Source organism: Bradyrhizobium algeriense (assembly GCF_003062295.1).
In the GTDB taxonomy this organism is placed as follows: Bacteria; Pseudomonadota; Alphaproteobacteria; order Rhizobiales; family Xanthobacteraceae; genus Bradyrhizobium; species Bradyrhizobium algeriense.
In genome coordinates this window covers 16,700-38,387 of record NZ_PYCN01000007.1, presented here as the reverse complement: position 1 = coordinate 38,387, position 21,688 = coordinate 16,700, and the positions used below count along the sequence as shown (strand labels likewise).

At 63.9% G+C, this 21,688-nt stretch carries 15 protein-coding genes, 1 tRNA gene and 2 pseudogenes; 8 read left to right on the top strand and 10 right to left on the bottom strand.

Annotation, left to right across the window (positions count from 1 at the left end):
• The first annotated feature begins 80 nt into the window (after positions 1-80).
• Entirely contained in the window at positions 81-1,778 is a 1,698-nt protein-coding gene (locus tag C7G61_RS16025) for a hypothetical protein (RefSeq protein ID WP_108515802.1), read from the top strand.
• A gap of 43 nt (positions 1,779-1,821) precedes the next feature.
• Here the strand turns inward: C7G61_RS16025 and C7G61_RS16020 are convergent, their stop codons facing one another.
• The 3 genes from C7G61_RS16020 to C7G61_RS16010 are packed head-to-tail and all read right to left on the bottom strand — an operon-like array spanning position 1,822 to position 3,787.
• Entirely contained in the window at positions 1,822-2,232 is a 411-nt protein-coding gene (locus C7G61_RS16020) for a DUF2304 domain-containing protein (RefSeq protein ID WP_108515800.1), read from the bottom strand.
• Complete coding sequence (locus C7G61_RS16015; protein WP_108515797.1) at positions 2,229-2,918, bottom strand: glycosyltransferase family 2 protein; 690 nt, start codon at positions 2,916-2,918, stop codon at positions 2,229-2,231. The genes C7G61_RS16020 and C7G61_RS16015 overlap by 4 nt, the downstream gene beginning before the upstream one ends.
• Positions 2,915-3,787, bottom strand: coding sequence for a class I SAM-dependent methyltransferase (locus tag C7G61_RS16010; protein ID WP_190241842.1), 873 nt, complete (start codon positions 3,785-3,787; stop codon positions 2,915-2,917). The genes C7G61_RS16015 and C7G61_RS16010 overlap by 4 nt, the downstream gene beginning before the upstream one ends.
• A gap of 174 nt (positions 3,788-3,961) precedes the next feature.
• Here C7G61_RS16010 and C7G61_RS47400 point away from each other — a divergent pair.
• Positions 3,962-4,153, top strand: a pseudogene (locus C7G61_RS47400) (hypothetical protein); the annotation flags it as partial.
• Between the two features lie 87 nt (positions 4,154-4,240).
• Here C7G61_RS47400 and C7G61_RS16000 read toward each other — a convergent pair.
• From C7G61_RS16000 to C7G61_RS15990, 3 genes are all read right to left on the bottom strand, one after another.
• Positions 4,241-4,316 (bottom strand) — tRNA-Lys (locus C7G61_RS16000).
• Between the two features lie 144 nt (positions 4,317-4,460).
• Entirely contained in the window at positions 4,461-7,139 is a 2,679-nt protein-coding gene (locus tag C7G61_RS15995; RefSeq protein ID WP_108515792.1) for a glycosyltransferase, read from the bottom strand.
• 219 nt (positions 7,140-7,358) lie between these two features.
• The gene (locus C7G61_RS15990; RefSeq protein WP_108515790.1) at positions 7,359-7,931 is read right to left on the bottom strand and encodes a beta-1-3, beta-1-6-glucan biosynthesis protein; all 573 of its coding nucleotides are present in this window, start codon (positions 7,929-7,931) and stop codon (positions 7,359-7,361) included.
• A 245-nt stretch (positions 7,932-8,176) separates the two neighbouring features.
• Between C7G61_RS15990 and C7G61_RS15985 the strand changes: the two genes are divergently transcribed.
• On the top strand, positions 8,177-9,802 hold the full coding sequence (locus C7G61_RS15985) for a glycoside hydrolase family 17 protein (RefSeq protein WP_108515788.1): 1,626 nt from the start codon (positions 8,177-8,179) through the stop codon (positions 9,800-9,802).
• Here C7G61_RS15985 and C7G61_RS15980 read toward each other — a convergent pair.
• Both C7G61_RS15980 and C7G61_RS15975 read right to left on the bottom strand, forming a co-directional pair.
• Positions 9,762-10,142: a hypothetical protein gene (locus C7G61_RS15980; RefSeq protein ID WP_108515786.1), complete on the bottom strand. Its 381-nt coding sequence runs from the start codon at positions 10,140-10,142 to the stop codon at positions 9,762-9,764. The two genes, C7G61_RS15985 and C7G61_RS15980, sit on opposite strands and share 41 nt — an antisense overlap.
• A gap of 96 nt (positions 10,143-10,238) precedes the next feature.
• Positions 10,239-11,543, bottom strand: a complete 1,305-nt coding sequence (locus tag C7G61_RS15975; protein WP_108515784.1) for a hypothetical protein — start codon at positions 11,541-11,543, stop codon at positions 10,239-10,241.
• A gap of 169 nt (positions 11,544-11,712) precedes the next feature.
• Between C7G61_RS15975 and glmU the strand changes: the two genes are divergently transcribed.
• Positions 11,713-13,071 (top strand): bifunctional UDP-N-acetylglucosamine diphosphorylase/glucosamine-1-phosphate N-acetyltransferase GlmU, encoded by a 1,359-nt coding sequence (glmU, locus tag C7G61_RS15970; RefSeq protein WP_108515781.1) that lies wholly within the window; start codon positions 11,713-11,715, stop codon positions 13,069-13,071.
• 256 nt (positions 13,072-13,327) lie between these two features.
• Complete coding sequence (locus tag C7G61_RS15965; RefSeq protein WP_108515779.1) at positions 13,328-14,305, top strand: Bug family tripartite tricarboxylate transporter substrate binding protein; 978 nt, start codon at positions 13,328-13,330, stop codon at positions 14,303-14,305.
• A gap of 178 nt (positions 14,306-14,483) precedes the next feature.
• Here C7G61_RS15965 and C7G61_RS15960 read toward each other — a convergent pair whose 3' ends face one another.
• Entirely contained in the window at positions 14,484-15,062 is a 579-nt protein-coding gene (locus C7G61_RS15960) for a hypothetical protein (protein ID WP_145963630.1), read from the bottom strand.
• A gap of 636 nt (positions 15,063-15,698) precedes the next feature.
• Between C7G61_RS15960 and glmS the strand changes: the two genes are divergently transcribed.
• The 3 genes and pseudogenes from glmS (at position 15,699) to C7G61_RS15945 (ending at position 19,446) form a co-directional block, all read left to right on the top strand.
• Positions 15,699-17,525, top strand: coding sequence for a glutamine--fructose-6-phosphate transaminase (isomerizing) (gene glmS, locus C7G61_RS15955; protein ID WP_108515775.1), 1,827 nt, complete (start codon positions 15,699-15,701; stop codon positions 17,523-17,525).
• 145 nt (positions 17,526-17,670) lie between these two features.
• The gene (locus C7G61_RS15950) at positions 17,671-18,453 is read left to right on the top strand and encodes a DUF502 domain-containing protein (protein ID WP_108515773.1); all 783 of its coding nucleotides are present in this window, start codon (positions 17,671-17,673) and stop codon (positions 18,451-18,453) included.
• A 7-nt stretch (positions 18,454-18,460) separates the two neighbouring features.
• A pseudogene (locus C7G61_RS15945) lies at positions 18,461-19,446 on the top strand (dihydrodipicolinate synthase family protein).
• Here C7G61_RS15945 and recG read toward each other — a convergent pair.
• Complete coding sequence (gene recG / locus C7G61_RS15940) at positions 19,398-21,506, bottom strand: ATP-dependent DNA helicase RecG (protein WP_108515771.1); 2,109 nt, start codon at positions 21,504-21,506, stop codon at positions 19,398-19,400. The pseudogene C7G61_RS15945 and the gene recG overlap by 49 nt on opposite strands.
• Between the last annotated feature and the right edge of the window lie 182 nt (positions 21,507-21,688).

Genomic DNA, 21,688 nt, shown 5'->3' with positions numbered 1-21,688 from the left:
GAAAGCCGATGCCAGGGACAACACTTGAGGTGCGCTGGGGGTTCATTCCCGATTTAGCGATTTAGCTGGGTGTCGCCTGCATGGCGCTTGAACAGGTGGATGACGACGGCTCTGGGTTTGCGACGCCGAAGCTCGGCCTCGCATTTGCTGCTCGCCATGCCGAGACGTTGCTCGTGCTCCTTGTGCTGAGCGTGGCCTTGGTTATCGGGCTTGCGACCGCCGCGGATTACGGGCTGTCGACCGACGAATTCAACACCGACGATTACGGCCCCAAGGCGCTTGCCTGGTACACGAGCGCCTTTGCGGACCGGTCTCAGTTCGAGACGGTCGAAGAGTACCTGTGGATGTATGGACCGTGGTTTCAGATGCTCGTCGCGGCCGTGCAGTCGCTTGAGCTCGCGAGCCCCATCACAGTCCGGCACGCCATGACCTTCCTGTTCGGCCTCGCTGGGCTCGCCGCCGTCGTGCCGATGGCCCGGCTCACGATCGGGTACTGGGCTGGGTTGACGGCGCTAACCCTGTGCCTGCTGACCGGCTACCTGTACGGCAACCTGTTCTTCGCCCCGATCGACGTGCCGTTCCTGTTCGCCATGAGCTGGTCGACGCTCTTGATCGTCCTGATGGTGCGGCAGGAGGTGCCGAGCTGGCCTCTGACCCTTGCGACGGGCCTTGCTACTGGCCTCGCCATTGGGACGCGCACCGGCGGGGTGATCACGCATGCCTACCTCGTCGGTGGCATGAGCCTGTGCGCGCTCGAGGCGCTGCTAAGCCATGGCCGCGCGGGCTATGGCCAATTGCGCCAGATCGCCTTGCATACGCTGCTCGTCATCCTCGTCGCCTGGCTGACGGCGATTGCGCTCTGGCCGTGGTTGCAGACTGGACATCCGCTCATGCGATTCCTCGAGGCCTATCGGCACTTTGCGCCGCTCGACACCTCGTTCGGATTCCAGAACTGGGGCCGGCGCACGTTCACCGATAAACTGCCCGCCTGGTACATCCCCGGACAGCTCGTGGCGCGTTTGCCCGAGGGCTTTTTGGCGTTGCTGTTGCTCGGCATGGCGGTCTGGATCGGTGCTGCAGGGTCGTGGACGCGCGCCGCCCTCGGCGCCCTGCGTCGGTCCGGCGTCGTTGGATTGCGACCGGTCGTGGCCGAGCTCGCAGGATCGCGCGCGGTGCTGGTCGTCAGCGTGGCGACGTTCGGGCCCATCGGAGTGCTCATCCTGCAGGGCTCGACGCTCTACGACGGTGTCCGCCACGTATTGTTCGTGATCCCAATGCTCGCCATCGTGGCCGCGCGCGGGCTGACGAGTCTCTTGCCCTTCTTGCGACGCTTCCCGATTGTGCCCGCGGCCCTCGGGGTCGCGCACACGGCCGTCATCGTGGTGACGCTCGTCATCCTGCATCCGCTCGAATATATCGCAATGAACAGTCTGGCAGGCGGCGTCGCCGGCGCTTACGGCCGATTCGACCTCGACTATTGGGGCATGGCGGCTCCCGAGGCGCTGCGCCGCCTCGAGGGTCGAATTGACGCCGAAGGCCGGTTCTCGGGCGATCCACCGCGCGTGCTGGTCTGCCTGGGCTGGCGCGAGCAACTGGCCGGCGTGATGTTCCGTCGCAACTGGATTGCCGAAACCGATCTGCAGAAGGCCGACTACCTGATCGCCACCGAGCGTTGGCCCTGTGCCGACGGCACGTCGGCCGTACTGGTTGATGAGGTCACGCGATTTGGGCGCCCGTTCGCCCAGATCTACGCCAATCGTCGCGGGCTTGGCGACTGAGGCCAAGTCCCGGCGCGACTTTGGCGCGATTTGACAATGGCATCTACTTCTTCGCCTGCAATTCGATCGGGGGCGCCTCGGCCTTTCGGCCCAACATGACCGGGCGACGTTTTCGCGGCGGGCCTGCCTCACGCCGGCTCTCCTTGGCGCGGTCGATCGCTACGGCGCGCGCCAGCCGCGTGATCATATCGAGCTGGAGCCGCAACTTGAGATGCAAATTGAGCATGATGAGCAGGCTGATCACGACCCAGGTGTAGAGGATGAGGTCGGAGCCGCGGCCGATTCCCACGACGGCCGCAAGGGCGGTGGCATGCTCCGGTACCCAGACGAAGTAGAGGCCGGCGAGCGCAGCGCCGCTTGCGAGCAGGCCGATGATCGGCACCGTCCGATGCGCCGACCAGGCGTAGACCAGAACCAACGCCAGAATGGCCGTCAACAACAGCTGCGCGATCATCGGTAGAGCCTCCGCGCAAACAGATCGATCAGGATGGCCAGCGCATCGGTGATGCGTTGACCCTTGGCCAGCGAATAGGCGCTGTACTCGATGTTCACCGGCACCTCGACAAAGCGCAGGCGGCTCTGCGCGATCTGGTGCAGGATCTCTGACGCGTGCGCCATTCGGTTCTGTCGCAAGGAGATCGCGCGGGCGCCGCGCGCGGTCATCGCCCGTAGGCCATTGTGGGTATCGGTGACCGGCAGTCCGGTGCTCGCGCGCGTGAACCAAAGCGCGGTGCTGAGCAGGATGCGGCGCGACACCGGCAGATTTGCTGTCGCGCCGGTGAGAAAGCGGCTGCCGAGCGCGAAATCGATGCCGGGCTGCTCGATCGCCGCGAGCAGCGCCGCGATGGCCACGGGGGAATGCTGGCCGTCGGCGTCGAACGTGACGAGCGCATCTGCACGCTGCTCGAGGGCGTAGTCGATGCCGGTCTGCAGCGCGGCGCCCTGTCCGAGGTTGACCGGATGCCGGACGACGACCGCGCCTGCGAGCAACGCGACGTCGCCGGTCCGGTCACTGGAGCCGTCATCGACCACGACGACCGCGTATCCGGCGCGGCGAATGCCGGACACGACGCTGCCGACCACTGCCGCTTCATTGTACGCCGCGACAACGACCCAGGGATTACGAATCTGGCCGGTCATGGTGGCGCCTTGCTCAAGACCACGCGCATCGCGTCAAACAGGTTTACCGGAATGGCGAACTGGTTGCCGGTCGGGCTGGCCGCGAACTTGCGGCCGAGCATGCGACCGACCTGGAAGGCGATCAGCGAGAACGGCACGAATTTCCAAGGGTAATCGGAACTCTCGACGCGAAAGCCGACCGAATGGGCCAGAGACGCGATGCTGGCGCGATTGAAGAACCACAGGTGCTGGGGAGGCGTCATCAGGCGCCAGCGCGCGCCGGTCGACCGCGCCGCCAAGGAACCGAAGTCTCCGGTCGTCAGCACGATGATTCCGTCCGGCCGGAGATGGTCCGCAAGCAGCGCGAGGGCCTCCCGCGGATCGGGCAGATGCTCGATGACGTCGAGGAGGACGATAACATCCAGGGTGCCAAGCGACCCGAGAGTCCCTTCGTTCAGCAGGCCGCAGATGACGTTCAAGCCGAGATCGCCGGCATGGGCGGCAGCCGACTCCGCCGGCTCGATACCGCTCACCTCAAATCCCCCGCGGCGGGCTTCATCGAGAAAGAAGCCGTAGGCGCAACCGATCTCGAGCAGGCAGCCGTGTGGCTTGCGGTGCTGGATGAACTCGACCGTGCGGGCGAATTCGCGCCGTAGCACGGGTTCGGCGCCGCGATAGTCGGCGTAGCCGTCGGACTGACGGCCGGAAAAGTAGCCATCGTCATAATAAGCGAGGGGATCGAAGCTCGATGCCTCGGTGCGTCCCAGTCCGCAGTCCCGGCATTGAAAGATGTCGCAACCGTTCTTGATGTAAAGAAACCGATGTGGCGTCGCCCGACTGCACGCGGGACACTTGAGCGTAAACGCAGTTCGGTCGTTTCGCGTCAGCACATGCGTCCCCCAACGGGGTTTCTTCAGTGCGAAAAAAAACGCCTCCGATGCTGAACTGTTCCGCTTGGCGAACGGCCACGGGGTCGCAGGTTGCTTTGTCTCAGCTTCGAATATTGACCCTTTCGGCGTCAACCGCGACCCCGGTCAGAGTCTTATTTCGACCGGCTCGAGGCTGCAGGCAAATTTTCGAGGCGCGTCAGCCTCGGCGAAAGGCGCGAGGCATGGGTCGAAAGCGAGATCGTCGCGTATTTGGACAACTTGATCAGCAAACGCTCGCGCGCACTCGGCGCACTCGGAAGTCAGACCGACCAGCGTGCGGCTCCCTCCGTAGATCGCACGCCTGACCAACGTGCTGATCAGCGCTGATAACTTGCTACCTTCGCTACCTGGGAGAGCTTTTAGGCAGCAGCCAAAAAAGGTCTAGTCTGGAAGCGCTTGATTTTATGAGGTTTTTGGTGAGCGCGGAGGGACTCGAACCCTCGACCCCATGATTAAAAGTCACGTGCTCTACCGCCTGAGCTACGCGCTCACTTGCCGCGCTGTGTAGGGGGCGGGCCCCTGCGGGTCAATAGTGCCGGCGCGACAAAAGCGGCACTCGCGTAATCCAAATTTTCCTTGTGCCCGTGACGCTTAGCAAGGCTTGTTGAAGCGGACGGAACCTCTTCATCCACCGTCAGTTCACCTCGCGGCGAATTTCCGACGCAACCGGCTGGGACTGGCTGCCGACCGCCGGCAGGCTGACCGGGCGCAGCCCGATCAGTTCCGCCGTCCGCACCGCGCTGTTGCGCCAGAAGGCGAAGGAATTGGCGCGGGAGTTCTCCAAAAGCGCGATCGCGACCGCCGCGAGGAACGGCAGGCTCTGCAGCACCAGCACGCCCGCGAAGATGTAGATCTCGTGCACCTGTTTGTAGCCGTTCGTCACGATCAGCACGGCAGCGCCGATCAGGAGCAGCACGCCAATCACGGCCTCCCAGAACGCTTGGAACTCTATCGACATCCGCGACAGGCCGCCCTTGGAGGTGCGGGCGAAGGCGAGATGCTCGGTAATCAGGCCTTGGGCCACGGCGCGCGACACCGTCCATTGCACGCTCATGGCCGCGATCATGGCGCCCAGCATCTGGCCGGCCTTGATCTTCACCCGCAACCGATAGAGCGCGATGAAATGAACCAGCGAGACGACGAAGGAGGCGATGATCGGCAGTGTCAGGATCTTGTCGGGGATGGCGATGTCCGCAAATGCCACGATCGGCACCCAGATCAGATTGAGAATCGCCACTACCACGCCGAGGCTTTCGGCGCCGAGCCAGTTCAGCCAGCCGAGCGAGAATTCGCGGCGCTGGTCCGGTGTCAGCCGGCTCGCGCCGGGCATGAACCGCCGCCAATGCTTCTTGACGATCTGGAAGCCGCCATAGGCCCAGCGGTGGCGCTGCTTCTTGAACGCTTCGTAGGTGTCGGGCAGGAGGCCCTCGCCATAGCGGACGTTGGTGTAATGCGTCAGCCAGCCCTGCTGCTGGATGGTCAGGCCGAGATCGGTATCCTCGCAGATGGTGTCGCTGGACCAGCCACCGGCCATGTCCATCGCGGAACGGCGGATCAGGCACATCGTGCCGTGCACGATGATCGAGTTGTGTTCGTTGCGCTGGACCATGCCGATGTCGAAGAATCCGGCATATTCGCCGTTCATGATGTAGTGCATCAGCGAGCGGTCGCCGTCGCGATGCTCCTGCGGCGCCTGCACCAGGCCGACGCGCGGGTCGGCAAACACCGGCACGAGATCCTTCAGCCAGTCCGGATGCACGACATAATCAGCATCGATGATGCCGATGATTTCGGCATCCACCGCGGTGCGCTCCATGGCGATGCGCAGCGCGCCGGCCTTGAAGCCCTGCACCTTCTCGGCATTGATGAACTTGAAGCGCTCACCGAGCGAGCGGCAGTGGTCCTGGATCGGCTGCCAGAACTCCGGATCGGGCGTGTTGTTGATGATGCAGACGCATTCGAAGTTCGGATAGTCGAGCCGCGACACCGCATCGAGGGTCTGCTTCAGCATCTCGACCGGCTCGAAATAGGCGGGGATGTGGATCGAGACCTTCGGGAAGGCGACGTTCTCGCCGATGGTGGCTGGCGCCAGCGGCGCGCTCTTCGTGATCAGCCGGCGCGGACCGCGGCCGAAGGCAATCGCCGCGATTTCGTCGATGCGCGCCATTGCGATCAGGACCAGCGGCACCAGCAGGATCAGGCCGAGCGTCAGCGCAAACGCCGAGCCGAACACGAAATAGTGCCCGGCCCAGTAGGCGAACACGGTGGCAGCCCAGGCGCCGACGCCGTTGGCCGCGGCTGAAAGCACCACGGCCTGCATGACGGTCGGCTGCTCGAGCCGCAGGATCGGCAGCGACATCAGGATGCCGACCAGGAGCGCGATCGCCGCCAGCTTCCAGTAGTTCTCGTTCACGATCGGGCCGGTCCACGCGAATTTCGGTTCGCGGGAAGCATCGAGAATGCCCCAATAGGGTCCGACGCCGCCTTCGAAGAACTTCCAGGGCTGATCGATCGCCTCGACGATGTTGTAGTCCATGCCGATGGCTTCGGCGCGGGTGACGAAATTGCGCAGCACCGAGGCCTGTTCGAACGGTCCGGGCTCGGCGTTCCTCAAATTATATCCGGCGCTCGGCCAGCCGAATTCGGCAATGACGATCCGTTTTCCCGGAAACTGGTCGCGCAGCAATTGGAACATCGCCACGGCCTGATCGACGGCCTGCCTGGAGGTGAAGTTTTCCCAATAGGGCAGCACGTGCGCGGCGATGAAATCGACGGAGGAAGCAAGCTCCGGATTATCGCGCCAGATGTTCCAGATCTCGCCTGTTGTCACGGGGACGTTGACGGATTTCTTGACCTGCTTGATCAGTTCGATCAGGTCGTCGATCTTCTGCTCGCCGCGGAAAATGGTTTCGTTGCCGACGACGATGCCGTTGACGTTGCTGTTGCGCTTGGCCAGCGTGATCGCCGCCTCGATCTCGCGCTTGTTGCGATCGGAATTCTTGTCGATCCAGGCGCCGACGGTGACCTTCAGGCCGAACTCAGCGGCGATCGGCGGCACCAGCTCGACGCCACCGGTCGACGAGTAGAGACGGATCGCGCGCGTGATGGTCGACAGCTTCTTCAGGTCGGCGCGAATCTTTTCGATCTGCGGAATATTGTCGACGTCGGGATGCGCCGATCCCTCGAACGGCGCATAGGAGACGCTTGGCAGAATGCCCCTGAAATCGGGGGCCGGCTGCTTTTCCTGGAACAGGCCCCACAGCCCGGCGTGAGCTGCGGTCACAAACAGCAGAACGGCAACGACGGCGCGCATTGGCAGCTAAACCATACGGGGCTGCGATTGATGGGAAACGAACCTGTCCCCTAGGTTCGACCGACACGGCGGCATAAGGATAGTCCTGCCCTGCGAATTCACAACTGGTATGACGCCATGACTTTTTTAAGGACGGCGTTTTGAGCGCGCGGCCAATCCAAACGCCAAACGCCGGACAAATAGGATCGTTCCGCTGAACGAATCCTGAATGGCGGGCGGCTATTTCGCCGGCGGGGCGGGGCTGGCGCTCGGGGCCGGCGAGGGCGAAGCGGCCGCGGCTGGCGCCGCATTGCCGGCGGTCGCAGGCGCCGGGTTGCCCGCCGCGGCAGCCTGGGGCTGGGCGCCCGGATTGATCCAGCAGACGTGGATGCGGCTGTCGAGGGTTTCGGCCACTTTGGGATCGATCTGTCCGCCAAAGCGGGTCAGGCAGCGGAAGGCGGCCTGGACATGGCCGCCGGGGCAGCCGAACCGGTCGTAGAGATCGAGATGCCGGAACGCGGTGTCCAGGTCGTCGCGCCACATCAGGCGAACCACGCGGCGGCCGAGCCAGACGCATTCGGGGTTTCCGCCCGGGCCGTTGATGGCCTGGGCCGCCTCGACGAATTCGTCGGCCTTGCGCTGATTGTCCTTGTTGACGTCGGCGGCATTGGCGGGCGGCTTGCCGGATTGATCCTGGGGCGCCGGGGTGCCGCTCTGGGCAAACGCGCCGGCCGATCCGATCAGGAGGGCCAGGCCGGCAGCGGCGAAGCGCCGCAAAACCGCAACTCTTGGATCAAGCACCCGTCGACGCATACATTCCCCGATTAGTTTCCAGCCGCGCGGCTGGTGTGATGGTGGCTTGTTGCCGCCCAAATTCGTCCCCAATGCGGCGGACAAGCCCAGCGATTCACATGACGGGTATTTCGGATTTTGTCCAGCAAAGTCACAACTTTATCATGGCGGTGGTAAAACTGCCGCAGGGGATGAGGGGCAATAGGACGATCCTGCATCTTGGCAGAACGCCGATGAACGGGTAATCGACGGTCCCCGCCCGGAGGATGGAACCGATTTCTCTTCGTACGCCGCTGGCGCTTCTCCTTTCATCGCTTGGTATGATCGCGGCCCTTTGGTGGTGGCTGGCCACGCCGATTACGCTCGTGCGCGCGCCGATCGACCCCAACGCGAAGCTGCAATGCGTTTCCTACGCCCCGTTCCGCGGCGCGCAGACCCCCCTGATTCCGACCACGCAGATTCTTCCTGAACAGATCGCGCAGGATCTGGCTCAGCTCGCCAAGATCACCGACTGCGTGCGGACCTATTCGATCGAGAACGGGCTTGACCAGGTTCCGGCGCTGGCCGCCAAGGTCGGCCTGAAGGTGATCCAGGGCATCTGGCTTTCCAGCAACCGGATCAAGAACCTCGCTCAGATTTCGGTAGCGGTCGAACTGACCAAGGAACACCCTGACGTCATCACCGCGCTGGTGGTGGGCAACGAGGTGCTGCTGCGCGGCGAGATGACGACATCGGACCTCGCGGCCCACATCCGCTCGGTCAAGTCACGCGTCACCGTGCCCGTGACCTATGCCGATGTCTGGGAATTCTGGCTGCGCAACCGCGAAGTCTATGACGCCGTCGACTTCGTCACCATTCATATTCTCCCGTACTGGGAAGACATCCCGGTGCGCGCGAAACACGCCGCCGGCCATGTCGACGATATCCGCAAGCGGATGGCGGTGGCGTTTCCGAACAAGGAAATCCTGATCGGCGAAACCGGCTGGCCGAGCGCGGGGCGGATGCGCGATGGCGCGCTGCCGTCGCGCACCAACCAGGCGCGCGTCGTGTCCGAAATCCTCGACCTCGCCAAGCGCGAAAAGTTTCGGGTCAATTTGATCGAGGCCTACGACCAGCCGTGGAAGCGCCAGCTCGAAGGCACCGTCGGCGGCTATTGGGGCCTGATCGATGACGCGCAGCGCGCGGTGAAATATCCGCCTGGAGAGCCGATCAGCAATTATCCGTCCTGGAAACTGCAGATGGGAAGCGGAATGGCGCTCAGCGCCTTCGTCTTCCTGGCGGGCTGGCTGACGCTGCGGCGGCGGCCGTGGAAACCGCGGTTCGCCTCATGGGTCGCGGTCGGGACGTCGGCGACAACAGCCGGCATGCTGCTCGGGGTCGCCGTCGACAAGATGTATTATGAGAGCTACGGCGCCGGCGGCTGGCTGCAATGGGGGGCGCTGCTGGCGGCCGGCATTACCTCACCCTTGCTGTGCGCGAACGCTGCGATGTCGGGGCGGCCGCTGCCGACATTCCTCGAATTGTTCGGGCCGCGCGACGGCCGGACCAAATCGGTGCTGACGGCGCTGTTGGGTTTCGTGCTTGTCGTCACCACGGTGATCGCGGCGGAAACCGCGCTCGGCTTTACGTTCGATCCGCGCTACCGCGATTTTCCGTTCGCCTCGCTGACCATGGCGGTGGTGCCGTTCGTGGCCCTGATGCTGCTCAACCGGCCGATGGAGGGCGTGCGCCCGATCGCCGAATCCACCTTTGCCGGTCTGCTGGTCGCCGCCGCGCTCTTCACCGGCTTCAACGAGGGTAACCAGAACTGGCAGTCGATGTGGACTTGCGCGATCTATCTGCTGCTGGCGCTCACGCTGTGGCGGGCGCGGGCCGTGCAAATCCCAAAATGAGCAGGCCGATCGCAATTCCCGACAGCACGATATTGTAGAGCACGATCCCGAATCCCGCCGCGATCAGCCCGCCGGTCAACAGCACGATCGACGGCCGCATGACGTGAAGCGTCGCAATGATCAGCGCGGCGATGCCGAACACCGAATTCTTGAACAGATAAGTGGCGAGCGTCCGCGACTTGCAAAGCATGCTTTGCAGGCCGGCGTCGCAGGCCAGCGCGACGGTTGAGAGCTCGACCGCGAGATAGCGCAGGTACAGCGCGTAGCCGACGGTGACGAAGCCGACCACCAGCAGGAATTGGACTTGATAGGGCGTGAGCCGGAACGGGGATTTTTTCATAGGCGCAATATGGTCGGGATTGGCTGCCGGGACAAGCGTTCGCCAATGGCGATAGCGCGTGTCAAAAATTCGGCGTAACGCGCTGGTGTCAAAAGATTATTGTGAACTTTTCCTGTTGAAGAAGGACGACAATGTGGTCTGCGTCGCCGGTGGCGGCGGTTCCGGCTTCTTCGCTGTTTCCTCGACGATCGCTGCCGCCGCCCGTTTGGCGATGCCGGGCCGGCGCGGCGTCGGCTTGGCGGCGGTGGGCGGCGGATCATCCGACTTCAGCGACAGCCGCTGGCCCTCGAAGATCGCGGTCTCGCAAGGCCGTTTGTTTTCGGCCAGGACGGCGCAGATCCTGGCGGCGGCGCCGGCGTCGTTCAGCGGACCGGCCACCAGGCGAAGCTGAATGCCGAGCCCATTGGTGTTTTCCTTGATGACGATGATCGGACGCAACGCCGTCAGCGGGGCGTTCGATCTCGATTTCAACAGCCCGAGCCACAACGCGCGCAGCCCGTTCACCGAATTGGCACTGCCGAGATCGACCCCGAACTCGGTTCGCCGCAGCGAGACTTTCGGCGCGGTGTCATCGTCGGTTTCCGCATCGGTCGCCGATGGCGCCGCCGCCACGACATCAGGGATCGGGCTCGCGATGACAGGGTTTGGCGCCTTGCCCGGCTCGATCAGCTTGCCGGCGGCGGGATCGGGCGGGGCCATCATCGACTGCGACGCCATCAGCGGCGTGGCGGGCTCCGGCTTAACGGCGTCGGCCTTTGCCATTTCCGCTCTTGCCATTTCCGCTCTTGCCGTTTCCGCCTTTGCCGCTTCCGGCTTGGCGCTATCCGCTTTGGCTGCTTCGGTCTTCGCGGCATCCTTTGCGGCGGAGTAAACCGCAGCAGGGGCGGGCTCCGGGGTGGCGGCAACGGGCGCCGTGCCCGGGGCGGTTGCTACCGGCGCAACGGCTGGCGACGGCTGCAGGCTTTGGGCGGCCTGCGGTTCCGCATGTGCAACCGGCGGCGAGGCCGTAGCGGAACCCTGCCGGGCGATAGCCCCGGTGACGGAGTCGAGCCCCTGTTCCAGACCGGTGACCCGGGAATACAGCCTGTCGCGATCGCTATTGAGCGTGTCGATGGCGGCGGCAAGCCGTCGTGCCTCGTTCTGGGTTTCTCTCGCAACCATTTGGATCTGCTGCGCTTGCCGGGCCAGATCGGCGGCGGCGACCTGTTCCCGCTTCAATCCGAGCGACGACTGGTTGGCCATCACTGCCAGAATCACCGCGGCCGTGGCGCCGACGCCCCATGATCCGATCCGCCACAGCGCGCGGCGGTCAAGATCGTCCTCGTCGGCCAACAGGTTGCTCAGCACGCCACCGGTGTCATCCGCCTCGAAGTCCGCGAGATGGTCTGGTTTTTTGGCCAAGCGCCCCTGGCCCTCCTCAAGGCCCTGCCGAATCACACGGCAAACATTAACAGGAAAAGCGCCGGCCACTTGAATCCGGACCTTTTCGGGGCGGCGAATCGGTTTGATCTCCGGGGGAAAACAATTAAAGACGGCCGGCGCCCATCCGTATTGTCCGCTAGGGAATAGAATGACCGCTCGATCCAGCCTGACTGTCGTGCTTGCGGCCGGCGAGGGGACGCGCATGCGATCCTCGCTGCCGAAGGTGTTGCACCCGGTCGCCGGCCAGTCGCTGCTGGCGCATGTGCTGGACGCGGCCCCGCACGGAACGGGCGCTGCGCTGGCGGTCGTGATCGGGCCGGACCACAAGGCGGTCACCGACGAGGTCGCGCGCATCCGCACCGATGCAGCAACGTTCATTCAGGCCGAGCGCCTCGGCACGGCCCATGCCGTGCTCGCCGCCCGCGACGCCATCGCCCGCGGCGCCGACGATCTGCTGGTGGCGTTCGGCGACACGCCGCTGATTTCGGCAGAAACCTTTACGCGGCTGCGCGCGCCGCTGGAGCAGGGCGCAGCCCTTGCCGTGCTCGGCTTCCGTGCCGCGGACCCCACCGGCTATGGGCGGCTGCTGCTCGAGGGCGGCCGCCTGGTGACAATCCGCGAGCATGCCGACGCGACCGAAGAAGAGCGCAAGGTGACGCTGTGCAATGCCGGCGTGATGGCGTTTGACGGCCGCCGCGCGCTGGAAATTCTCGACCGGATCGGCAACGCCAACAGCAAGGGCGAGTATTATCTGGTCGATGCCGTCGCTATTGTCAGGGAAATGGGATTGGAGGCCGTCGTGATCGAAACCAGCGAAGACGAAGTGCGCGGCATCAACAACAAGAGCCAGCTCGCCGAAGCCGAAGCGGTGATGCAGGCGCGGCTGCGCAAGGCAGCCCTCGACGCCGGCGTGACGCTGATCGCGCCGGAGACGGTCTATCTCGCCGCCGACACCACGTTCGGCAACGACGTCACCATCGAGCCGTTCGTGGTGATCGGCCCCGGCGTCACCATCGCCGATGGCGCGGTGATCCATTCGTTCTCGCACATCGTGCAGGCCTCGATCGGAAAGAAAGCCTCCGTCGGCCCCTATGCGCGCCTGCGCCCCGGCACCTCGCTCGGCGAGGGCGTTCGCATCGGCAATTTCGTGGAGACCAAGGCCGCGACGTTAGAGGCGGGCGCCAAGGTCAACCATCTCTCCTATGTCGGCGACGCCCATGTCGGCGCCAACGCCAATCTCGGCGCCGGCACTATCACCTGCAATTACGATGGCTTCTTCAAGCATAAGACCACGATCGGCACCGGCGCGTTCATCGGCACCAACTCCTCGCTGGTAGCGCCGGTGAAAATCGGCAACGGCGCCTATATCGGCTCGGGCTCCGTCATCACCAAGGACGTGCCCGACGACGCGATGGCCGTGGAGCGCAGCCCGCAGAGCAACCGCGAGGGCGGGGCGGCAAGGTATCGCGAGATGAAGATGCGGGCGAAGGCTCCGAAAGAGGGGTGAGCGCGGGGCTTGCTAAGCTTTCGGCTTAGGACTGTCGCAAGCCGCAATATGGTTATCGTCAAGAGTTGAAGGATTAGCGAGAGTCGCCCCCTGTGAATTTGACCTCTCGGACCCAAAGGACCACGGGAAGGGTTCGAAATCCTACGCGTCATTGACATATTTACGTCTGGCAAAATATCCTTCGGAACGACCAGTCGATCCTCGGGCTGACCGACTTTCTTGCTGCAATGCAACTCGTCAGAGGCCGGAGAACAAAATGCTGTACCGTATTCTCGCAAGACTCGCCGTGGTGGCCTCGACGCTCGGCTTGCTCGCTGGCGCTGCGACGGCTCAAGACAAGTGGCCATCGAGGCCCGTGACGATCATCGTACCGTTCGCCGCCGGCGGCAACACGGACGTCATGGCGCGCATTTTTGCAGAGCAACTGACGAAGCGGCTCGGCCAGCAGTTCGTCGTCGAGAACAAGGCCGGTGCGGGCGGGGTCAACGGCCTGCACGCGATGACGCGCGCGGCGCCGGACGGCTACACCATTGCGGTGGCGACCTCCGGTGGAATCGCCATCAATCCGATCCTGATCAAGGACAAGATCCCCTACAACGTCGAGAAAGACTTCACCTACCTCTATGGCATGGCAGCACAGCCGAACATCTGGCTCGTCAACCCTTCCGTCCCGGCCAACACCATGCCGGAGCTGATCGCCTGGCTGAAGGCAAACCCGGAGACGCCGTATGCGACATCCGGCCCCGGCACGACGCAGCATATCTGCGGCGCGATGCTGGAGGACGCCGCGGGGGTCAAGATGACGGCCGTCTCCTACCGCGCATCGAACATCAGCATCCAGGATCTGATTGGTGGTCAGATCCGGCTCGCCTGCGACAACTTCGCCGTGGCATACGAGCAGGTGAAAGGCGGCAAGCTGCGTGCCGTCTCGATCACGTCGCCTGGGCCCTATCCGCTCGCCAAGGAGATCGAGCCGACAGCCGCGACCCTACCGGGCTTCGAACTGATGCCGGCATTCGGCTGGGTCGGCCCCGCCAACATGCCGCCCGACATCGTGAAGAACCTCATTGAAGAGCTTGTCGCGGTCGGCAAGATCCCCGAAGTCCGCACCGCACTCGAAAAGTTTGGTGTACTCCAGACCGAACTGCCCGGTCCGGCCTACGCCGAGGCGCTCGCCAAGGAGCGCGCAGGGTACGCACGTGTGATCGAGCGTGCCGGGATCAAGGTGCCTTGAGTGCCTTCGATTTGTACGCCGTCGGAAACGTTCTGATCGCCATCTTGTCCGTCATCGGTCAACCTCAGGGACAACCTGTCACAGAAATTATCGTGTCTCACTGATGGGGTGCAGTCCAGCACTGTCACCGTAATGGAAAGACGCATCAGCGGGCTCGGACAATTGGCGGCGCTGATGCTCATCGGGTTTTTACCGCCGCGCAGAACTGTTCCGTGACCGCCGCCGTTTCCTCGGTGACGTTCCAGCCGTTCGTCTCGGCGTTTTCCTTGGCCAGCTTATGCTCGGTCTGAAGCATCTTCTTGATGTGCGCGTACGGCTTCCAGTCGGCCTTGGATAGCTTGACGGGGGGCGCACCGCAGACGTTGTGGGCAATCGCTTTCTGCACACCAGTGCTGACGTCGCTCATGTGGTCCTCGACCACGGCGGTGAAGCGCGCCTTGGCGTATTGGCTGTTGGCTGCGATGAAGTCCCTGCAGAAGGCGACCCGTTGACCTCCGTCGCGGGCCTTGATGTAGGCCGTCTGCGTTTCGTAATGGAGGCGGTAGGCGAGCTTGTTGGCGTTCGGGTCGGATTTCACCGCTTCGAGCATGGCGCGGTGGTCACCCGCGGTGGCGTCATTGATCCTGATGTCACATACTTTGGCGAGGGAGACGACCGGAACGTAGGCCCGCACCTTGGCTTCCAAGGCATCGTTGGCGGGCGCAACCGGTGCGTACAGGCTGGCGACGATTGCGAAAGCAGCGAGACGGCGTTTCATGGTGACATGCTCCAGATCACCGAACAGCAAGCGGCGGCGGGGTTGGGATCGCGGTGGCCGACACCAGCGCGGCGACCCGGCCGCGAAGCGTCCAGCCCAGAAAAACGGGTTGAGCAACTTTACTGTGCGAATTCCTTGGGCGACTGTCGAGCGACCATCTTGATCTAAATCATGGTTCCGCATCCCGATTAGCCCTGCAAGTCGTCAAGGGCACCGTCAACGTGTCCGCGCGGTCGATCGAATTACGGGATTACGGTGACACCCATTAGCCGGCCGGTCGTCAAGATGCAGAGCAATTTTTTTGGCAGCGGCAGCTGCCAACGTCTTTGATTGGTCGCTTTCAGCTACTGTGCTCGTACCGCGCCCGTTTCTTCGGTTGATGGCTGCGTCCGCATCACGGATCGCGCCAGACACCCATCGGATCAAGCATCGGCCCAAGTGAGGCCTGCGCCCTGGCGGCATGGCCCGTACGCCTCGCAGATGTGACAGGGTAATCCCTGGTTAGGCTGGCCGTTACGCTTTCCGCTTAAGACTGTCGCAATACGCAACAATTATTGAGTATCTGTCGGACTTCATTTCTCGTTAAGAGACTAGCGGGTTGCGACGCTATTCGTCGATTTGGGGAAATTGAACCGCATGTGCGGAATTGTCGGCATTCTTGGGAAAGCTCCGGTCGCGGAGCAGTTGGTGGATTCACTCAAGCGGCTTGAATATCGCGGCTATGATTCCGCAGGCGTTGCCACGCTGGAAGGCGGCCGCCTTGCGCGACGCCGCGCCGAGGGCAAGCTGAAGAACCTCGAAAAGCGGCTGGATGCCGAACCGCTCAAGGGCAACACCGGAATCGGGCACACCCGCTGGGCAACCCACGGCAAGCCGACCGAGAACAACGCGCATCCGCATGCGACCGATCGCGTCGCCGTTGTTCACAACGGCATCATCGAGAATTTCCGCGAGTTGCGCGAAGCGCTCGAGAAAAAGGGGGTGGTGTTCAAGACCGAAACCGATACCGAGATCGTTCTGCACCTGGTCGACAATTTGCTGCAGCAGGGCATCAAGCCGGTCGAGGCGGTGAGGGCGGCGCTGTCGGAACTGCGCGGCGCGTTCGCGCTCGGGTTCATCTTCTCAGGCGACGACGACCTGATGATCGGCGCCCGCAACGGCCCGCCGCTGGCGATCGGTCACGGCGACGGCGAAATGTATCTGGGGTCGGATGCGATCGCGCTCGGGCCGTTCACCGATACGATCAGCTATCTCGAAGACGGCGACTGGGTGGTGCTGACGCGCAAGGGCGCGACCGTCTACGACAAGAACAACGCGATCGTTCGCCGCGACGCGGTCAAGCACACGGCCTCGACCTCGCTGGTCGACAAGGCGAACTACCGCCACTTCATGGCCAAGGAAATCCACGAACAGCCGGAAGTGGTCGGCCATACACTGGCGCGCTACGTCGACATGGCGAGCGAGCGCGTGATGTTGCCGGTCAAGCTGCCGTTCGACTTCAAGGACATCCAGCGCATTTCGATCACCGCCTGCGGCACCGCGAGCTATGCCGGCTACGTCGCCAAATACTGGTTCGAGCGGTTCGCGCGCGTACCCGTCGAAGTCGATGTCGCCTCGGAGTTCCGCTACCGCGAGGCGCCCTTGCGCAAGGGCGATCTCGCGATCTTCATTTCGCAGTCGGGCGAGACCGCCGACACGCTGGCCGCGCTGCGCTACGCCAAGGCCGAGGGCGTGCACACCGTATCGGTGGTCAACGTGCCGACCTCGACGATCGCGCGCGAAAGCGAAACCGTGCTGCAGACGCTGGCCGGTCCCGAAATCGGCGTCGCCTCGACCAAGGCGTTCACCTGCCAGTTGATGGTGCTGGCCTCGCTCGCGGTCGCCGCCGGCAAGGCGCGCGGCGAGTTGTCGGAGGAGGACGAAACCAAACTCGTCCACGGCCTCGTTGAGATTCCCCGCCTGATGGCGGCGGCGCTGACAGCAGAACCGCAGATCGAAAAACTGGCGCGCGACATCTCGAAATCAAAGGACGTGCTCTATCTCGGCCGCGGCACCAGCTATCCCCTGGCGCTGGAAGGCGCGCTGAAGCTGAAGGAAATTTCCTACATTCACGCCGAGGGCTATGCCGCCGGCGAACTCAAGCACGGGCCGATCGCGCTGATCGACGAAAACATGCCGGTCGTGGTGATCGCGCCGTTCGACCGGGTGTTCGAGAAGACCGTCTCCAACATGCAGGAAGTCGCAGCCCGTGGCGGCAACATCATCCTGATGACCGACGCCAAGGGGGCGGCGGAAGCCACCATCGAATCCCTGGTCACCATCGTGCTGCCCGACATGGCGGCGGCGTTCACCCCGATGGTCTACGCCGTCCCGGTGCAGCTGCTGGCCTACCATACCGCCGTGGTGATGGGGACCGACGTCGATCAGCCGCGAAATCTCGCCAAATCGGTAACGGTCGAATAGTCAAGTCAATCGACTGTCACGCTGGCCCTTCAAAAACCTGCTAGGATGGCTTAGCTGGCATAGGCGCGATCAGCAAAAGTGGGACCCGGTTTTGCGTCCGATCGCGCCCGAATGTCGAGTTCGGCTGCCCTGACCTGGAACCACGATGAACCGCGAAGAACTGCCCCCGACCGCGTCCCCGGAGGAACCCCTGCCGGACGCGCACCATGCCGGGCTGATGGCCCGTTTCCGGAACTATTTCCTGACCGGACTGATTGTCGCAGGGCCGGTCGCGATCACGCTCTATTTGACCTGGTGGTTCGTGAACTGGGTCGACAGCATCGTCCGTCCGTTCGTGCCGACGGTCTACCGGCCGGAAACCTACCTGCCATTCGGCCTGCCCGGGTCGGGGCTGATCGTCGCCGTGATCGCGCTGACGCTGCTCGGTTTCCTCACCGCCAACCTGATCGGGCGGACGCTGGTCGATCTCGGCGAACGCCTGCTCGGCCGCATGCCGGTGGTGCGCGCGATCTATCGCGGCCTGAAGCAGGTGTTCGAGACGCTGTTCTCGGGCAAGGGGTCGAGCTTTCGCAAGGTCGGCCTGGTCGAATTTCCCTCGCCGGGCATGTGGTCGATCGTTTTGATCTCGCAGTCGCCGAGCGTGAACATCGCCAGCCAGCTTCCCGGCCAGGAGGAGCATATCTCGGTGTTCCTGCCCTGCGCGCCGAACCCGACCACGGGCTTCTTCTTCTACGTCCCGAAGAGCAAGATCATCGAAGTCGACATGAGCACCGAAGACGCCGCGACCCTGATCATGTCTGCCGGCGTGGTGCAGCCCGGCTCCGATCAACAGAAACGCAACGGCGCGCTGGCCGGCATGGCGAACGCGGCGCGTGTGGCCAATTCGGCCGCGCTGGCGCCGGCTCCGGCGAAGGTGAAGGTGGAGTAGGGTCTCCGTGTCGAAGAAGATCGAAGGCATCATTCCCGTGATGATCACGCCGTTCACTGCGAACGGCAAGATCGACTATCCGGGCCTCGGCCGGCTGGTGGAATGGTACATCGACAATGGTTCCGACGCGCTGTTTGCGGTCTGTCAGTCCAGCGAGATGCAATATCTCAACCTGGAAGAACGGGTTGAACTCGCCTACTTCGTCAGACAAGCCGCAGCGGGCCGCGTGCCGGTGATCGCTTCCGGCCACATCAGCGAGAGCCTGGAAGACCAGCTTGCCGAATTGACCGCGATTGCCGCGACCGGGGTCGACGGCATGGTGCTCGTCACCAACCGTCTCGACGCCAGGCGGGAAGGCGGCGGCAAGTTCATCGACGATCTGACCTGGCTCCTCGCGCGGCTGCCGAAGCAAATTCCCCTCGGCCTCTACGAGTGCCCGGCGCCCTATCGCCGTCTGCTCACCGACGATGAACTGACCTTCTGCGCGGGTACCGGCCGCTTCGTCATCCTCAAGGACGTCTCCTGCGACCTCGAAACGGTAAAGCGCCGGGTGGCGCTGACGAGAGGCACGCCGCTCGCCATCGTCAACGCCAATGCGGCGATTGCCTATGAGGCGATGAAAGCCGGTTCGCGCGGCTTTACCGGCGTGTTCACGAACTTTCATCCCGATCTCTACCAGTGGCTGATGACCGAGGCGGCCGCCCATCCGGCGCTGGCGGACGAGCTTTCCGTCTACCTCGCGCTGTCGGCGATGGCCGAACCGATGGGCTATCCGAAGCTCGCAAAGCTCTACCACCGGCGTCTCGGCACGTTTGCCTGCACCGACACAGCCGCGCCGTCACCTTCGATGTCCACGAAAAATTCTGGGCGCTGGAGGCGTTGATCGACAAGATCGTCGAGGGCACCGAGCACTACCGGCTTCGCATCGCCGCCGCCGGAGCGCGCTATCCCGCACCGATCAGCGGCACGGCCTCGTCGCGTTCGTACAGGTAAAGCAGGCAGCGCAGCGCTTCGCCGCGCTCGCCCTTGAGTTTTGGATTGTCCTTCATGATCCGAAGCGCCTCGTCGCGGGCCTGCGTGATCAGTTGCGCGTGCACGTCGGAGCGGGCGATGCGATAGCCGGGCAGGCCGCTCTGGCGGATGCCGAGCACGTCGCCTTCGCCGCGCAGCTTCAGGTCCTCCTCGGCGATCCGAAAACCGTCGGTGGTCTCGCGGATCACCTTCAGCCGCGCCTTCGACATTTCGCCGAGCGGCTCCTTGTAGAGCAGCAGGCAGGTAGACGCCTCCGAGCCGCGCCCGATCCGGCCGCGCAGCTGGTGCAATTGCGCGAGCCCGAAGCGCTCGGCGTTCTCGATCACCATGATGGTCGCGGCCGGGACGTCGACGCCGACCTCGACCACCGTGGTCGCCACCAGGAGCCCGATCTCGTGGGCGGAGAATTGCGCCATCACGCGGTCCTTCTCCGTGCCCTTCATCTGCCCGTGGACGAGACCAACCCTGTCGCCGAAGCGTTGCCGCAGCTTTTCAAACCGCTCCGTCGCGTTGGTGAGGTGCTCGGTCCCTTCGGCTTCGGATTCCTCCACCAGCGGGCAGATCCAGTAGACCAGCTTGCCGGCCTGCAGCGCGCGGCCGATGCCATCGGTCACCTCGTCGAGGCGGCTCATCGATATGGTGCGGGTTTCGATCGGCTGGCGGCCGGCCGGCTTCTCGCGCAGCTCGGAGACGTCCATGTCGCCGAAATATGTGAGCACCAGCGTGCGGGGGATCGGCGTCGCGCTCAGGACCAGCACGTCGACCGCTTCGCCCTTGTTGGTCAGCGCCAGCCGTTCGCGCACGCCGAAGCGGTGTTGTTCGTCGACCACGGCGAGCGCGAGCGCCTTGAAGATCACGTCGTCCTGGATCAGCGCGTGGGTGCCAACCAGGAAATCGATCTCGCCAGCTTCGAGCTGCGCCAGTATCTCGCGGCGCTCCTTACCCTTCTCGCGGCCGGTCAGGATCGCCACGCGCAGGCCGGCGCGTTCGGCCAGCGGCGTGATGGTCTTGATATGCTGGCGGGCGAGGATTTCGGTCGGCGCCATCAGGGCGGCCTGCTTGCCGACTTCCGTAACCGCGGCGGCGGCCAATAGCGCCACCACCGTCTTGCCGGAGCCGACGTCGCCCTGCAGCAGCCGCAGCATCCTAACCGGCTGGCGCAGATCCTCGGCGATGGCGGCCATCGCCTCGCGCTGCGAGTTGGTGAGGGCATAAGGCAGCGCGTCAATGATCCTGTGGCGCAGACGACCGTCGCCGGCGTTGCGGTCGCCCGCCGGGCGCCGCAATTGCGCGCGCACCAGCGCCAGCGCCAGTTGACCGGCCAAGAGTTCGTCGAAGGCGAGCCGTGACCAGAACGGGCCATCGGGCAAAATGTCGGTGAGTTCGAGCGGCACATGGACGCGGTTCAGCGCTTCCCGGATCGGCGGAAAGCTGCATCGGCGGATCACTTCCGGACTGATCCATTCCGGCAGTTCCGGCAGCTTTAGTAGCGCCTGCGCGATCGCCCGGCGGAGCGAACCCAGCGCGAGACCTTCGGTAAGCGGATAGACAGGATCGATGCCGGACAGTTTTGAAAACGCTGCTTCATCCACGACGCGATCGGGATGCACAATCTGCGGAATGCCGTCATACATCTGGAGCGTACCGGAAACGTAACGCGTCTCGCCGACCGGCAGCAGCTTTTCGACATAGCCGGGCTTGGCGCGGAAGAACGTCAGCACCACGTCGCCGGTATCGTCGCTTGCGTAGACGAGGTAGGGCGCGCGGGAATTGCGCGGCGGCGGCGGCCGGTGGCGATCCACGGTGACTTCCAGCGTCACCATGGTTCCCTGTACCGCCTCGCGGATCTTCGGCTGCGCCCGGCGATCGATCACGCTCGCGGGCAGATGCAGCAGCAGATCGACCAGCCGCGGCGTCTCATCGCGCGACAGCAGATAGCGCAACAGCTTGTCCTGCTTCGGTCCGACGCCGGGAAGGGTCGTGACCGGTGCAAACAGCGGATTGAGCAAGGTGGGGCGCATCAGAAGACTTAAATCCGTTTCTCGCCGTCATGCCCGGCCTTGTGCCGGGCATCCACGTCTTTTTTGTTTGGCCCCGTGTTGAGGTCAAGACGTGGATGGCCGGGACAAGCCCGGCCATGACGAGCATTTGCGCAGGTAACGTAGGAACAAGGGCTGACATTGGCGATCCCGACCGCTATATC

Bases quoted from the DNA above. Each gene is read 5' to 3' on its own strand.
- C7G61_RS16025 (WP_108515802.1), top strand. From the start codon at position 81: ATGGCGCTTGAACAGGTGGATGACGACGGCTCTGGGTTTGCGACGCCG.
- C7G61_RS16020 (WP_108515800.1), bottom strand. From the start codon at position 2,232: ATGATCGCGCAGCTGTTGTTGACGGCCATTCTGGCGTTGGTTCTGGTC.
- C7G61_RS16015 (WP_108515797.1), bottom strand. From the start codon at position 2,918: ATGACCGGCCAGATTCGTAATCCCTGGGTCGTTGTCGCGGCGTACAAT.
- C7G61_RS15995 (WP_108515792.1), bottom strand. From the start codon at position 7,139: ATGCGCGCCGTCGTTGCCGTTCTGCTGTTTGTGACCGCAGCTCACGCC.
- C7G61_RS15990 (WP_108515790.1), bottom strand. From the start codon at position 7,931: ATGCGTCGACGGGTGCTTGATCCAAGAGTTGCGGTTTTGCGGCGCTTC.
- C7G61_RS15985 (WP_108515788.1), top strand. From the start codon at position 8,177: ATGGAACCGATTTCTCTTCGTACGCCGCTGGCGCTTCTCCTTTCATCG.
- C7G61_RS15980 (WP_108515786.1), bottom strand. From the start codon at position 10,142: ATGAAAAAATCCCCGTTCCGGCTCACGCCCTATCAAGTCCAATTCCTG.
- glmU (WP_108515781.1), top strand. From the start codon at position 11,713: ATGACCGCTCGATCCAGCCTGACTGTCGTGCTTGCGGCCGGCGAGGGG.
- C7G61_RS15965 (WP_108515779.1), top strand. From the start codon at position 13,328: ATGCTGTACCGTATTCTCGCAAGACTCGCCGTGGTGGCCTCGACGCTC.
- C7G61_RS15960 (WP_145963630.1), bottom strand. From the start codon at position 15,062: ATGAAACGCCGTCTCGCTGCTTTCGCAATCGTCGCCAGCCTGTACGCA.
- glmS (WP_108515775.1), top strand. From the start codon at position 15,699: ATGTGCGGAATTGTCGGCATTCTTGGGAAAGCTCCGGTCGCGGAGCAG.
- C7G61_RS15950 (WP_108515773.1), top strand. From the start codon at position 17,671: ATGAACCGCGAAGAACTGCCCCCGACCGCGTCCCCGGAGGAACCCCTG.
- recG (WP_108515771.1), bottom strand. From the start codon at position 21,506: ATGCGCCCCACCTTGCTCAATCCGCTGTTTGCACCGGTCACGACCCTT.